General features: G+C 65.4%; 10 protein-coding genes and 1 tRNA gene. 2 read left to right on the top strand and 9 right to left on the bottom strand.

Annotated elements, in window-relative coordinates; all coding sequences use genetic code 11:
* Window positions 1-33: 33 nt before the first annotated feature.
* Complete coding sequence (locus VT03_RS27350; RefSeq protein WP_082846572.1) at window positions 34-708, top strand: anthranilate synthase component II; 675 nt, start codon at window positions 34-36, stop codon at window positions 706-708.
* Between the two features lie 33 nt (window positions 709-741).
* On the opposite strand, the gene VT03_RS27345 is transcribed toward VT03_RS27350, so the two are convergent.
* The 9 genes from VT03_RS27345 to VT03_RS27305 all read right to left on the bottom strand — a co-directional run bounded on the left by VT03_RS27345 (window position 742) and on the right by VT03_RS27305 (window position 11,055).
* The gene (locus VT03_RS27345) at window positions 742-1,761 is read right to left on the bottom strand and encodes a hypothetical protein (protein WP_075095941.1); all 1,020 of its coding nucleotides are present in this window, start codon (window positions 1,759-1,761) and stop codon (window positions 742-744) included.
* A 151-nt stretch (window positions 1,762-1,912) separates the two neighbouring features.
* Complete coding sequence (locus VT03_RS27340) at window positions 1,913-3,706, bottom strand: hypothetical protein (protein WP_075095940.1); 1,794 nt, start codon at window positions 3,704-3,706, stop codon at window positions 1,913-1,915.
* 744 nt (window positions 3,707-4,450) lie between these two features.
* A complete protein-coding gene (locus VT03_RS27335) occupies window positions 4,451-4,873 on the bottom strand; it encodes a secondary thiamine-phosphate synthase enzyme YjbQ (RefSeq protein ID WP_075095939.1) in 423 nt (140 codons plus the stop codon).
* Between the two features lie 90 nt (window positions 4,874-4,963).
* A complete protein-coding gene (gene guaA, locus VT03_RS27330) occupies window positions 4,964-6,532 on the bottom strand; it encodes a glutamine-hydrolyzing GMP synthase (RefSeq protein WP_075095938.1) in 1,569 nt (522 codons plus the stop codon).
* A 504-nt stretch (window positions 6,533-7,036) separates the two neighbouring features.
* Window positions 7,037-7,936: a TIGR01777 family oxidoreductase gene (locus VT03_RS27325; RefSeq protein ID WP_075095937.1), complete on the bottom strand. Its 900-nt coding sequence runs from the start codon at window positions 7,934-7,936 to the stop codon at window positions 7,037-7,039.
* 179 nt (window positions 7,937-8,115) lie between these two features.
* Window positions 8,116-8,517, bottom strand: coding sequence for an Hsp20/alpha crystallin family protein (locus VT03_RS27320; RefSeq protein ID WP_075095936.1), 402 nt, complete (start codon window positions 8,515-8,517; stop codon window positions 8,116-8,118).
* Window positions 8,510-8,998, bottom strand: coding sequence for an Hsp20/alpha crystallin family protein (locus VT03_RS27315; protein WP_075095935.1), 489 nt, complete (start codon window positions 8,996-8,998; stop codon window positions 8,510-8,512). The genes VT03_RS27320 and VT03_RS27315 overlap by 8 nt, the downstream gene beginning before the upstream one ends.
* 276 nt (window positions 8,999-9,274) lie before the next feature.
* Window positions 9,275-10,255 (bottom strand): LuxR C-terminal-related transcriptional regulator, encoded by a 981-nt coding sequence (locus tag VT03_RS27310; protein WP_197489097.1) that lies wholly within the window; start codon window positions 10,253-10,255, stop codon window positions 9,275-9,277.
* 727 nt (window positions 10,256-10,982) lie between these two features.
* Window positions 10,983-11,055, bottom strand: a tRNA-Lys gene (locus VT03_RS27305).
* Between the two features lie 214 nt (window positions 11,056-11,269).
* Here VT03_RS27305 and VT03_RS27300 point away from each other — a divergent pair.
* Window positions 11,270-13,171: a hypothetical protein gene (locus VT03_RS27300; protein ID WP_075095933.1), complete on the top strand. Its 1,902-nt coding sequence runs from the start codon at window positions 11,270-11,272 to the stop codon at window positions 13,169-13,171.
* Window positions 13,172-13,181 lie beyond the last annotated feature (10 nt).

The following is a 13,181-nucleotide window of genomic DNA, read 5'->3' as shown; positions in this document are numbered from 1 at the left end:
CGTCGCGCGATGACAGCCCGGTCCGGACGATCCATGGTCCTTCTGCTCGACAACTACGACAGCTTCGTCTTCAACCTCGCCCGGTACCTGGAGGAGCTGGGGACCGAAACCTCGGTCGTTCGTAACGACGCAACGAGCGTGGAGGAGATCGAGCGGCAACCGCCGCGGGCCATCATTCTCTCGCCCGGCCCCTGCACGCCGGACGAGGCCGGGATCACGCTGGACGTCGTTCGCCGGCTCGGCGGCCGTATCCCGATTCTGGGGGTCTGCCTCGGCCATCAGGCGATCGGCCAGGCCCTGGGGGGCGAGGTGACCCGCAGTCCGGAACCGCGGCACGGCCGGACGTCGCTCGTCAGCCACGAGGGGGTTGACGTCTTTGCCGGTCTGCCGAGTCCCTTCCGCGCCACCCGATATCACTCCTTGATCGTCTCCGACCAGAACCTGCCGCCGGAGCTGACCGTCACGGCCCGGACCGAGTCCGGACTCATCATGGGACTCGCTCACCGGGAATGGCCCCTCTACGGCGTGCAGTTCCACCCGGAGGCGATCCTGACGGAGCACGGCCACGCCCTGCTGGCGAACTTTCTCCGACTGGCCGGAATCGCAACCCAGCCCCGAAGCAGCGCCGAGTGGTCGCCCCGGGCAGCGGGCGAAGACTTCTTCGAGCAGCCGATCGGAGACGCGAGTCCCCCTCTACCGTCCGCCTGACGTAGCGCTGAGCAGCGTGCGAGACCAAAGCTGTTACCGCGACGGTGCCTGACGGTCCGCCAGCTTCTTGAGATACTCCTCGACCGCCTGCCGGTAGTGCGGCGGGAACTGGCGGTCGAGCATGTTCTTGGCCGTCGCCTGGGCCTTGGGGGGCAGATTGCCCCAGTTGTCCTTGTGGCCCGCCTTCTTCGGATCGACTTCGCCGGGCCCCTTGATCCCGCCCACGTACGATTCGTCCGCCGGGTTGCTGGGAGCGGCATTTCCGGCGTTCCCCGCGCCTCCTCCGCCCCCACCCTGCTGCTCTTCCAGCTTCTTGATGATCTCGTCGAGCGTCGAAATGATCTTCTCCTCGACGCGCTGCACCTTCTCCCCCGCCCGGCCAAGGGCCAGCCGCCGCTCGACGTCGTCCATCTGGCGGGCGACTTCCGAGAGCGACTTTTCTTTGAGCCCTTCCAAGTCCAACTTCATCAGCTCCGCAACCTGGGTGTAGCGGGCGGGGACGTCCTGCGTGCTTCCGGTCAGGAGGGCGATCGTCTTGAGCCCCTCGTCTTTCTGCAGGAGGCTATGCTCGCAGACCGCCTTGAAGAACAGGCATCCCGCCGGATCGACCACCTGCTCCGGCTCAATCTCGTTGAACAGGTCGAGCGCTTCCTCGTACAGCGTCAGGACCGTGAGGTAGCGGGCATAGAAGTAGCGCACGTTCTGCGAATAGAACGGGTCGTTGCGGTGCGAGGCGATCGCCGCGAAGTCGTTCATCCAGAACCGGGGAGCGAGCCCCCGGCAGGCGTCGACGAGCTGCCGGACATCCGGGTCGACGGAGTAGAAGGTCTGCATCACGGCGTCGAACCGCTCAGCCGGCGTCGGCTCGGCGCTCGGGAACTGCCACAGCGTGTCGAGCTGGCCCAGGAGGGCGGAATCGGAAATCTGCCGCGTGGCGAGCCACTGCCGGGTCGCCGCCTTGGCCTGATCCGTGGTCTGGGGAGCGAACACCTCCGCGGCCAGAGCCGTGGAGCCCAAAACGAGGCTCAGCACCATTGTCGCGGCGACGCGCATCGCGTTCTCCCAAATTGTCTCTTCGGCAGATCCATCCTGCCCCGATCAGTCCGTCTGAAGGGGACCGCGAGGTTTTTGCCTCCCGCTCCCCCTCCCTGCCAGTTCCCGCACGCGACGGACTCCTCAACGGTATCCGGAGACCGGACGAAGTCTACTTGTTTTTCCCCGTCGAAAGATCATACGTCGCCTCCTGGATCCGGCGCTGGCGGCGGGCGAGGTCGTCGATCAATTTGATCGTGTCCGGCTCGGTCGCCTGCTCTCCGTCGACCTGGATGCCGACCTGCCGCGTCAGGCGGTTCACCTGATTCTGCAGCGACCGGATCATCTTGAGTTCCTGAATGGTCTCGACGAGGGAGGGGTCCTGCGGCTCCCCCCCCTGCTGCCCCTGCTTGGGTTTGTTCTTCTCCTGCCGGGACTTTTCCATTTCCTTCTGGATGGCGAGCAGCATCTCCTCGAGACCTTCGACGATCATCTGCTCGATGAGCTGCGTCGTCTCCCCCGTGTCGGCCTTCTCCAGCCGGCCGGTCACAAGCCGCATGTTGTCCCGCATCTGCTCGACCGCCTCCGGAAAGGCAACCGACGAACCCTCCTCCTTGAGCAGGTTCAGGGTCTTGTCCGCCTCGATGGCGTTCCCCGCCTCATCTCGCGAGAGGGCGGTCGTCTGGGAGCCGCGGGCCGCCTTGTCGACCGACTCCAGGCGGGTCGTCTCCGTGTTGATCTTGAGCTGAGCGCGGAGCATCTTCTGCAGCCGCGTCTCCAGCATCGCCAGATAAATGTCCTTCTCCTCCTGGCGGAGCTGCCGCAGGATCTCCTCGAGCCGGGCCTTCATCTGCTCGAGCTGGGCGATCGCGTCGTCCTGGTCTTTCGACGCCTCATTGAGCTTCTTTTTCTTAAGCTCCTCGATGGCGTTCTGCATCTCCCGGCGGGCCTTCTCCAGTTCCTCGCGTCCCTGGGTCCGCTGCGGCTCCTGGGGACCGGACGGCTCCCCCTGCTGCGGGGCCTTGGGGTCGGAATCCCCCGGCTTCGATTCCCCCATCGGCATCGGCCGTCCCGGCTGGGAGGGGCTGCCGGGCATCGGCTTGCCGTCGGACGGTTTGCCATCCATCGGCGATCCGGGCATGGGCGGCATGTCGCCGGGCTTGGGATCGCCCGGCTTCTGTTCGTTCGGCTTCGGCTCGCCGGTTTTCTTCTCCTCGCCCGGTTTCTGGTCTCCGGGCTTCGATTCACCCGGTTTGGATTCCCCCGGTTTCGACTCACCCGGCTTGGCTTCGCCGGGCTTGCTCTCCGGAGGGCTCTTGCCGTCCATCGGCTTCCCCGACGGCGACGGCTTTCCGGTCTGCTCGGCATCGTGCCGGTCAATCTTATCGGCGAGCTTCCGCGCGTCCTTCTCGACCGACTCCTGAGCCTCTTCGAGATTCTGGCCTGGCTTTCCGCCGCGGCCGGTATCGGCCCGCACGTCCTTCTGTTTGCCGATGATCCGGTTCGTATCCTTGAGGAGATCCTGGATCCGGGCGATCTCCTTGTTGATCCGCTCCCGCTCGTTCTCGCTCTGGAGGATCTTGAGCAACTGCTCCAGGCGGGCCAGAAGTTCTTCCTGCCGTTCGCCAGCCCGGCCGTAGAGAGACGAAGCCTCTTCCCCCGGCTTGCGTGCTTTCTTTTCCAGCAGGTCGGCGATGGCGGCCATCTCGTCCGCCAGCCGCTGGGTCTCGCTCTGGGTCCGCGCCCGATAGAGCAGTTCCGCCCGATCGGGCTCCGTCTTCCGCAGCCCTTCGGCCACATTGAACAGCGACTTCTCGAAGCGATCGAAGTCCTTCTTGACCTGCAGCTGTAACTGATCGAGCGTCGGCCCAGCCGGTGCGGGGGGTGTTTCCTGACCTGAAACCAGAGACGCGAAGACCGTCCCGATCAGAACGATCGCAAGCGCGCTCAGCAGATTCCAGCGCATAGTCCTATCCCCGAGATGGGAAGCCTCCTGCCACTCCTCACACGGAGTGCCAATCCAACGCCCCATGCTACGCGGCCCCGCCACTTTCAACCAGAGCACGCCGAGCAACCGGCTCCGTCACACCGGATGGTTGCGGCGATGCTTCGTTGGTGGAATCCGATCCCGATCCCCTATCAGCTCTCAGACCGAACCCCGTCCTCGATCGGTCGAAAGCAATTCTTGACCTCGGTATCACGTTGATGACTGAAAGTCCCGTTGCCACAGATCGACAACACGTATCCACGCGGCTTGTAGAGTGTCCACAGTTCGTCGGCCGAGTTCTGTTCAAAGCGACGGCAGTGCAGAACACAGCCGAGATCGAACTCAAATCGTGTTGCCCCTGTCGACGGCAGGACAGCCACGGACACAAGCTTTTGTCCATCCAGCTGTTGAGTCGCCCGCTCAATTCGCCGGAGTGAGGAAGAACCGGTCGCCAGATCCAGATCGCCCGAGGTTAGCCGCCAGAAACAACAGTAAATCCATAGCCACCATTGCCCACGAACGGTGATATCCCGCTGTGAAGCCCGTTGGCGGATCAAGTCCGACGGGGACGCGGAATCATACGGCTCGCGAACATCGAGAGACGGCTTGCCGAAGTTAAGCGACAGGTTCAGCTGCCGGTCATACCGAACACCCCAACAGGGCCGTCCGCAGAGTGACCGAAACGAGCTGTCGATCACGTCCGTCCTCATTTCGCAGCAGCCCCTATTCCCCAATCACCTTGATCAGCACCCGCTTCGGCCGGCGGCCGTCGAACTCGCCGTAGAAGATCTGCTCCCACGGACCGAGGTCGAGGAGCCCGTTCGTCACGGCGACCACGACTTCTCGCCCCATGATCTGCCGCTTCATGTGGGCGTCGGCGTTGTCCTCGCCGGTCCGGTTGTGGTGGTACCGCTCGGGTGAGGCATCAAAGGGAGCGAGCTGTTCGAGCCAGGCGCGGTAGTCATCCTGGAGGCCGCTCTCGTCGTCGTTGATGAAGACCGACGCCGTGATGTGCATGGCGTTCGCCAGCACCAGCCCCTCTTTCACTCCGCTTCGCCGCACCACCTCTTCCACCTGGCCGGTGATGTTGACGAAGCCCACCCGCTCGCGAATCGTGAACGTCAGATACTCGGTCAGCGACTTCATGAGAGCCTCCCGGTCAGAGTTTTCACAGCCCCGCAGCCGCCTGCCATTCTCCGGGAGCGGAGGCGGCAGGTCGAGCAAAATGCGGCGAACTCATTCCCATTCGATCGTCGCCGGCGGCTTGGAGCTGATGTCGTAGACGACGCGGTTCACTCCGCGGACGCTGTTGATGATCCGGGTCGAGATCCGCTGCAGCAGGTCGTAAGGCAGCCGGGACCAGTCGGCCGTCATGAAGTTGTCCGTGTCGACGGCACGGATTGCGAGGGCGTCTTCGTAGGTCCGGGCGTCCCCCATGACGCCGACCGACTGGATCGGCAGCAGGACCGCGAACGCCTGCTGGACGTCGCGGTAGACTCCGGCCTTGTGGAGCTCTTCGATCAGGATCGCGTCCGCCTCGCGGAGCGTATCCAGCCGGCTCTCGGAGACCGCTCCCAGGCAGCGGACGGCGAGCCCCGGACCGGGGAACGGATGCCGCCAGATCAGGTCTTCGGGAAGCTCAAGCTCCAGCCCCATCCGCCGGACTTCGTCCTTGAACAGGTCCCGCAGCGGCTCGATCAGCTCGAAGCCGAGTTCCGCCGGCAGGCCGCCGACGTTGTGGTGGCTTTTGATCGTGTGGGCCGGGCCGTCCGGGTTCGCTCCCGACTCGATCACGTCCGGGTACAGCGTCCCCTGCGCCAGGAAGTGGGCATCGGGAATCGACTTCGCCTCCTGTTTGAAGATGTCGATGAAGACCCGGCCGATGATCTTCCGCTTCTGCTGCGGATCGGAGACGTTCGCGAGTTCGCCGAGGAACTGCTCCCGGGCGTCGACGACGTGCAGGTCTGTCTGAAAATGCTCGCTGAACTGCTCGCGGACCTGTTCCCGTTCTCCTTTCCGGAGGAGTCCATTGTCGACGAAGATGCAGGAGAGCTGTTTTCCGATGGCCTTGAACAGCAGCGCGGCTACGACGGAGGAATCGACCCCGCCCGAGAGACCGCAGATCACCCGCTTGTTCCCGACCCGTTCCCGGATCGTGGCGACCTGCTGGTCGATGAATGAGGAGATCTTCCACGTTCCGCGGCAGCCGCAGATCTTGCGGACGAAGTTCCCCAGCAGCACGCCGCCGAACGCGGAGTGCGTCACCTCGGGGTGGAACTGGAGTCCGTAGATCGTCTTGGTGTGGTGGCGGACCGCCGCGTTGGCGCAGGTGTCGCTCGACGCCAGCGGGACGAAGTGGTCGGTCAGGTTCTGGACCTGGTCGCCGTGGCTCATCCAGACAACGGAGTCGGTGGGGACGCTGTCGTAGAGGGGGTCGTCCGTCACCTTGTGCGTGTGGGTGTGGCCGAACTCCCGCGATTCGCCCGGAACGACGTTGCAGCCGAGGACGCGGCAGGTCGCCTGCATCCCGTAGCAGATGCCGAGGATGGGGATGCCGAGGTCGAAGATCGCCGGATCGGGCTGGGGGGCGCCGGGGGCGTAGACGCTGGCGGGGCCTCCCGAGAGGATCAGCCCCTTGGGGTTCAGGGCCTTGATCCGTTCTGCCGAGAGGTCGTGTCGGACGAGCTGGCAGAAGACGTTCTGGTCGCGAACGCGGCGGGCGATGAGCTGGGCGGTTTGTGAACCGAAGTCCAGAACCAGAATCCGCTCTTCCTGGGTTTCCGCAGCGACGGGAGTTGAAGACATCGACAGGCCGGGTCAATAAAAGAAACCGCCGCACGGCCTCGACGAGGAAGCGGTGCGGTGGAATGTGGGGAATTCCGGATCATATCGCTCCCGGCCGCGGCGCTAAAGTGTCCGCGGGGCCGGGAGAACCGCAGGCGCTTATCCCGCTGGCTCGAACCGCGTCCTTGCCGGCACGGCGTCCATAGCTCAAACCCAACGTGCCACGGCAGCCTGGGGTCAAGGGGGCCACGCCCCCTTGCCGCCGGAGGCATTTTCGTCGCGGAACCGTGTGACACAACGGATGTTCCCCTTGTGGTACCGGCGTTGAGGACTGCTCTACGCCACACCGCTGGCTTCGCAATCCCCGCGGATTGGTGAGGGGGCATCCGGCACGTTGTCCGCGCTTGGATACAAACACCTTCAGACATCTCTCGACGGCCAGGCCTCCGGCGGGCAAGAGGGCCTTGCCCCCTTGCATCCCCCACCAGGGTGCCCCTGGACCCGGTTCGGCCGATGCCCGTAGACCTATCGATGCCCCTCCAGCGCCGCCCGGAGCGACGACTCCAGATTGGGATGGGCAAACGGATAACCGACCGCAGTCAGCTTCGCCGGAACGACGCGGGCACTCGAAAGAATCAGATCGTCCGCCATCTGCCCCAGCGCCAGCCGCGCCATGAACGCCGGGAGCGGAAAGACCGTCGGCCGCCCCAGAATCCGGCCCAGTGTCTTGGTGAAATCGTGGTTGGTCACCGGCTCCGGACAGACGGCATTGACCGGCCCGCTGACTGCATCGTTCTCCGCCACGTACTGAAACACCGCCGCTGCCTCATCGACGCTGATGCAGCTCCAGTACTGCTTCCCGCTGCCAATGACGCCCCCGACCCCCATCTTGAACGGCAGAAGCATCTTCGCCAGGGCTCCCCCTTCGGAGCTCAGGACAACCCCCAGCCGCACATGAGTCACACGGACGCCGCGACTGCGGGCCGGATCGGCGGCCGCCTCCCACTCGCGACAAACCTCGGGCAGGAAACCCGCCCCCGCCGAACTCCCTTCGTCGAGCGTCGCATCCCCCCGATCGCCGTAGAACCCGATGGCCGAGGCGCAGACCAGACTCTTCGGCGGCGCGGGGGCTTCAGCAATCGCCTCGGCCAGCCGCCGCGTCCCTTGAACCCGCGACTCACGAATCCGGCGCTTCTTCTCTTCGGTCCAGCGGCCCTCGCCGATGTTCTCGCCAGCCAGGTGAATCACCGAATCGATCCGGTCCAGCACGATCGGATCGACCCGCTCATCGGGATTCCACTGCCGCTCCATCGGCGACGACGGCTTCCGCCGCACCAGCCGGAACACATGATGCCCCGCCCTCTCCAGCCGAGGGACGAGATGACCACCGATCAGACCACTCGCGCCGGAGATGAGGACATTCATGTTGAGAGAGCTCCATGGAGGCTGGGACCCTCTGCGGATTCTACCGCGACACCGATCGGTTCCACGAGGATCGCAATCTCCAGACCGCAATCGGCATTCCGAGGTAACAGGTCAGCGGCATCGAACACTCGTGAAGTCCGGACCGTTCCTCCAAAGAAGCGTCTCCGGCGGGCGTGATCCTAAGAGGGCTCGCCCCCCTGGACGACGATCTTCCTCGGCTCCGCCTTGCGGGCCCGCGGAAGCGTCAGCTCCAGAACACCATCGGCCAGCTTGGCCCGAATCCGATCGTGGTCGACATCGTCGCTCAGAATGAACGAACGGACGAAATCCCCGACGCGATACTCCTGATGCAGGATCTGGGCATCGGCCTCCAGCGGCGCGTGAACGCGCCCGAAGAGACTCAGCCGGTTGTCCTGCACCTGCAGTTCCAGCGACTCCGGAGCCACTCCGGGCAGGTCCGCGCGGAGCACGAGCCCCTCGGAGGTCTCAAAGATGTCGATCGGGGGAGTCCGCACCCACCGCTGAGCGGTCCGCGGATCGACCGGCTCGGCCCCTCCCATGGATGGAATGTTCTCAGACATCGCCCTGCCCCTCTCCTCCTGATACTCCCGCCACCGTCGCCGCTCCGCCGTTGACCGGGATCTGCCGCGGCTGCGTCGAAGGACTCTTCGGGAGCTTCAGCACCAGAATCCCGTTCCGCAGATCCGCCCGGATCCCCTCTTCCTCGACCCGTTCCGGCAACGCGAACTGTCGCTCCCAGCTCCCCCGCGGGCGCTCGCAGCGGCGATATTGATCGCCGGGAACACCTTCGTTGGCTCCCCGCTCCCCCTTCATTGTCAGGACGCCGTTGGCGAGGCTGATTTCAACGTCCGACGCGTTCAGCCCAGGGAGCTCGACCGTGATGAGAAACGCGGAACCGGCGTCATAGATGTTCGTGGGGGGGTACGGCTGCCCGTATCGCAGACCGTCGGAGGCCAGATTCACGCTCTCCAGGAGACGATCCATCTCCTGTTGCAGATCGCGAAACGCCTCGAGCGCATTCCCCCACCGAAACAATCGCATTCGTCCAGCTCCGCAGCACCGTGGCCGTGTCCGCCACGAATGTCAGGGGATCCCGACACTCATCAGGACTTAGACGGAAGCAAAGGATGTGCCGCCCAACAATCGGAGCTACGCAACATCTTGCGGAGAAGAAACTTCCGAAAGACGAACAAAAACGAGGCGAGAGAAAGCTGCCAGGTTGGCACGCTTCCTCAGCCTCTGGCGATTGCCGCGACGGCAGCCCGTTGCGGCCTGGAACTGTCGAGGCGTTCGCTTCGCCGGCCCCATCGCCGTGGCTTACGGCTCCGCGGGAACCTCGGCACGAAATGCGATCCGCACGAGGTCCGCCACCGTACGGGCCTTCAGCTTCTTCATCAGGCCGGCGCGGTGCGTCTCGATCGTCTTGACGCCGATCCCCAGGTGCGCGGCGATCTCCTTGTTGGTCTCCCCCAGGATGATTCGCGTGAGGACCTGGTGTTCCCGCCGCGACAACAGGGCGATCGCCTGCGCGGCCTGGACCTTCAGCGTGATGTCCCGCAGAACCGCCAGGACATGCGTAGCGGATTGCCGGACAAGCCGCCCCTGGAAGTGGGTCTGCGAACCGAGAATCGTGACCGGATAGTCGATTGTGCGAGGGGTCGCGTCCCGCAGGACCGCCTCGATCGCCGCGGAGACGGCGGAGGCCGAGGCCGGTGGGAGAATGTCGGCGAGAGTCGCACCGACGAGCCGTTCCACGCTCGAGGCGATCGGCAGCGCCAGGCCGCATTCCACGTCGACAATCGTTCCGTCCCCGCCGTGGACGAACAGGAGCAGATCGGCGGCGTCGGCAATCCCCCCGAGCGCCTGTCCGGAAAGACGGGCCAGCGGCCTCTCCGGAACCAATGAGGCCGAGACCATCCCGTTCAGCCCGCGGTGGACCATTCGCGGCAGGAACGCGACGTCGGCGACGGGAACGCGCACGACATCCGATCGCCATGACGAGAGGCGTTCCCGCTCGGGCGAGCCCTCGGCCCCCGTGGAGATGAGAATCAGCGGGCTTTCCCGCCAGCGAGCCGTAAATTCGTCCGCAGTCCCGATCGAGGCGAAACAGGCATCGGCCGCAACGAGCAGTGCCGACGTTCCCGCCTCCACGTTCGCCAGTTCCGGCAGGCCGGAAAACTCGCGCAGCGCTCCTCCCGGAAACCCGCGGAAGAGGATGCGGGCCATCTGCGTCCGCCGGGAGTCATCCTGGTCGATGAGGAAGATCTGAGGTGGATGGAGCGGATCGCTCGACTTCACGCTGCAACTCCTTGACGCCGATCGGTCCAGGTTCATCAACGACCGCGTGCGGTTCGCCTCTTCCATTGCGATCGGTCGCGATCGAGGAGAAGCCGGGCTCGTTCACACCGCCCGGACCGACGGAATGGAAACGGCCCAGACGCTGGCAATACTGAAACCATCTCCTCAAGGCAACCGACTGGACGTCACGGTCCCCGATTGCGGTGAACCGTTTCCCCCCCAGCCGCGCGTCGAAGGGGGCGGTGGCGGGTCGTCAAAAGGCTCGATCGCAGGCGCCGGAGAGAGAAGGCGGGGGCCAAGACGAATCAACCGCTGTGCGCAAGGCGCGGCGTCTCCTGCAACAGCCGCGCGACCACCGGTCGGCCGGTAAAAGCGAGGCGAGAAGCGCAGGCCGAAGGAGGCTGCACATGACACACCGGCGTTACCGGGTGGCGCGAGGCAGTCGATCAGTCGATTCGGACGGACGACAAGCGGATGTGGCCGGAATCTGCCACGAAACTGCCGCCGGTCCACTGGGCCATCAATGCATTCTCAGTCCAACATGCATTGGAATGCATCGGCCGCGCCTCAAGAAGGCTGGAGAACTTTTCGGCCCGGTATCCCGTTTTTCTTGCGTTTCGACTCCACAGCTAACGCCTTACGGCCCCAGTCGATACGGAGGCCGCCGCGGGCACCGGCGAGAAATCGGCACGCTCCCAGCGACACCGGCGGAGGCCAAAAAAGAAAATGAAGGCGCTGGGACTCGAACCCAGGACCTACGGATTAAAAGTCCGTTGCTCTACCGACTGAGCTACGCCTTCATTGCTCCACACATCCCCGGCAACGGGCGGGCCCGGGAAGGGCGGACTATAGGAGCGGCTCGACACCGCAGCAACCTTCCGGTCGGCCGGGGACCGATCGCACGGACGACTCGGAACCGCCGGAATCCATTCCGTTCCTGGACGAGACACCGGATGTTGAATCCGGTTCCCCATCGGATACTCTCACGGCGAACACCTTTCCCCCGAACCCGGCATGCAAGACTCCACCGTCGCTCCCCATCTGACACCGCCCCGCTTTGACGCGGATCACAACTGGCTGCGGGATCTCCGGCTGGATCCGGCCGTGCGGGGAGCCCTCAAGGCGGCCGCGCAGGAACAGGTTCCTCGCGATTTTGTTCACGCGCTCGTGGCACGGGCCCCCTACTCCTCTCGTCTCCCCAAGCCGCTCCGCAAGGCGGGCTCCTCGGGGCTGCTCACGCTCGCCCGCCCCGCGGTCGAGGTCCTCGAAGGTGAGACCAACGGCCCGGCGGCGGCCTTCCTGGCGTCACTGACCGAGGCGGCCGCCCTGCCCCACCGGCAGCAGCGGAGCGAAACGGCCCGGCTCGTCCGGGAATGGGCCGCCTCTCCGGAGGCGTTCGAACCCGCCGGTCTGTTCATGTCGTTCGTCGCCCTTGTGGCGTTCGGCTCCAGCCTCCCCAGCCGCATCGTCCTCCCCCTGTGGGGCCGGACCGGTGAAGAGGGGCTGCCGCTGATCGAGTCATCCGCTTCCGACGAGGCGATTGCCTCGCTGGGTGAGTTCCTCTCGCGGGTTGAGTTGCCGTGGTGGTTCGCCACGACGCACTGGCCGATCGCAGGGGCGTCCGCGTTTTCGGCGTCGTTCGACGAGCAACTGGCCGGTCAACTGGACCGCCTGACGGACGAAACCGGCGCCCCTCATGCCCAAGTCTTCCACGAGCTGCCGGCGATCCTCGCCTCGCTCGTGCGGTGCCTGGTCCTCGATCACCTCCGCGAATCGGCGGTCCTCTCGCAGCAGACCCGGAACCGCATCTCCCAGCTCGTGGTCCGGACGACCGGACTCCTCAACGACGCGGGGCAACTCCCCGGCAACGATTCGAAGGAAACGGTCGGCCTGCTCCGGACCGCGTCGCGACTGCTGGACCTGTCCCGCTCCACCGACACACGGACGGTCCTCCGCTGGCTGGAGACGGCCGGCGAGAGCGAGCGCCTCCCCTCCCCCTCCAAGACGACCGCCCGGGCCCTCCGGCGGCTGCGGTCCTCACATTCCGAATGGGCCCACTCCGCTTCGCTCGCCGCGCAGCGGGAGACTTTCTCGTCCCACGCGGTCGTCGCGTTTCATCGACCGGCTCCCGGCCTGACGCTGGGAATCGACGGACGGCCGCTGTTTGACGGCGCCTGGGAGGCCCGGATCCGGCTCGGCACGGAGTGGCTCCGCAGTCCCGCGGAATGGACGTGCAGCTGCTGGTACTCCGACAGCGAAGCCGATTTCGCCGAGCTCCAGGCCCTGGTCCGCCCCGGCGTCTCGCTGCATCGGCACGTCATGATCGCCAAGCGGCGTCCCTGGCTGCTCCTGGCCGACGAAGTCCGAGCCTTCGATACCGAGATCGAATACTCCGCATCGCTCCCACTGAGTGAAGGCTGGACCGTTGCCAGCGACGGGGCGACGAGGGAGTGGGCCCTCTTCCAGCAGGACACCCGCCTGCGGGTCTGCCCGGTCTACCTCCCCCAGGAAAAGGCCACCCCGACGACCGGTCGATTCAGCATTCAGGATGGGCAACTGCATGTCGCCGCCCGGGGCCGGGGAGGGCTCTACCTCCCCGTGATCTACGAGTGGGATGCCGAGCAGCACGAAGCGGGAGTCGACTGGAACCGGCTGACGGTCGCCGAGAACGGACGAGTCATGGAGCCGTGGGAAGCGACTGGATACCGGCTGCGGGTCGGCGAATCCCAAGTCGTCGCCTATCACACGCAGACGCGGGCCTACGTGGGACGCTCCGTTCTGGGGCACCACACGCTGTACGAAACGGTGATCGGCAACTTCGAGAAGACCGGAACGCTCGACCCGCTCATCCAGGTGGAGTTCAGCACCGGCGGCGGGACGGAAGCCACCAAGGGCGAAACGGATGAGCGCGGCTGAGCGGTCTCCT

This window comes from Planctomyces sp. SH-PL14 (assembly GCF_001610835.1).
In the GTDB taxonomy this organism is placed as follows: Bacteria; Planctomycetota; Planctomycetia; order Planctomycetales; family Planctomycetaceae; genus Planctomyces_A.
This window is presented reverse-complemented; position numbering and strand designations above follow the sequence as displayed.

Excerpts from the sequence above, each read along its gene's own strand:
- VT03_RS27350 (WP_082846572.1), top strand. The coding sequence starts at position 34 with ATGGTCCTTCTGCTCGACAACTACGACAGCTTCGTCTTCAACCTCGCC.
- VT03_RS27345 (WP_075095941.1), bottom strand. The coding sequence starts at position 1,761 with ATGCGCGTCGCCGCGACAATGGTGCTGAGCCTCGTTTTGGGCTCCACG.
- VT03_RS27340 (WP_075095940.1), bottom strand. The coding sequence starts at position 3,706 with ATGCGCTGGAATCTGCTGAGCGCGCTTGCGATCGTTCTGATCGGGACG.
- VT03_RS27335 (WP_075095939.1), bottom strand. The coding sequence starts at position 4,873 with ATGAAGTCGCTGACCGAGTATCTGACGTTCACGATTCGCGAGCGGGTG.
- guaA (WP_075095938.1), bottom strand. The coding sequence starts at position 6,532 with ATGTCTTCAACTCCCGTCGCTGCGGAAACCCAGGAAGAGCGGATTCTG.
- VT03_RS27325 (WP_075095937.1), bottom strand. The coding sequence starts at position 7,936 with ATGAATGTCCTCATCTCCGGCGCGAGTGGTCTGATCGGTGGTCATCTC.
- VT03_RS27320 (WP_075095936.1), bottom strand. The coding sequence starts at position 8,517 with ATGTCTGAGAACATTCCATCCATGGGAGGGGCCGAGCCGGTCGATCCG.
- VT03_RS27315 (WP_075095935.1), bottom strand. The coding sequence starts at position 8,998 with ATGCGATTGTTTCGGTGGGGGAATGCGCTCGAGGCGTTTCGCGATCTG.
- VT03_RS27300 (WP_075095933.1), top strand. The coding sequence starts at position 11,270 with ATGCAAGACTCCACCGTCGCTCCCCATCTGACACCGCCCCGCTTTGAC.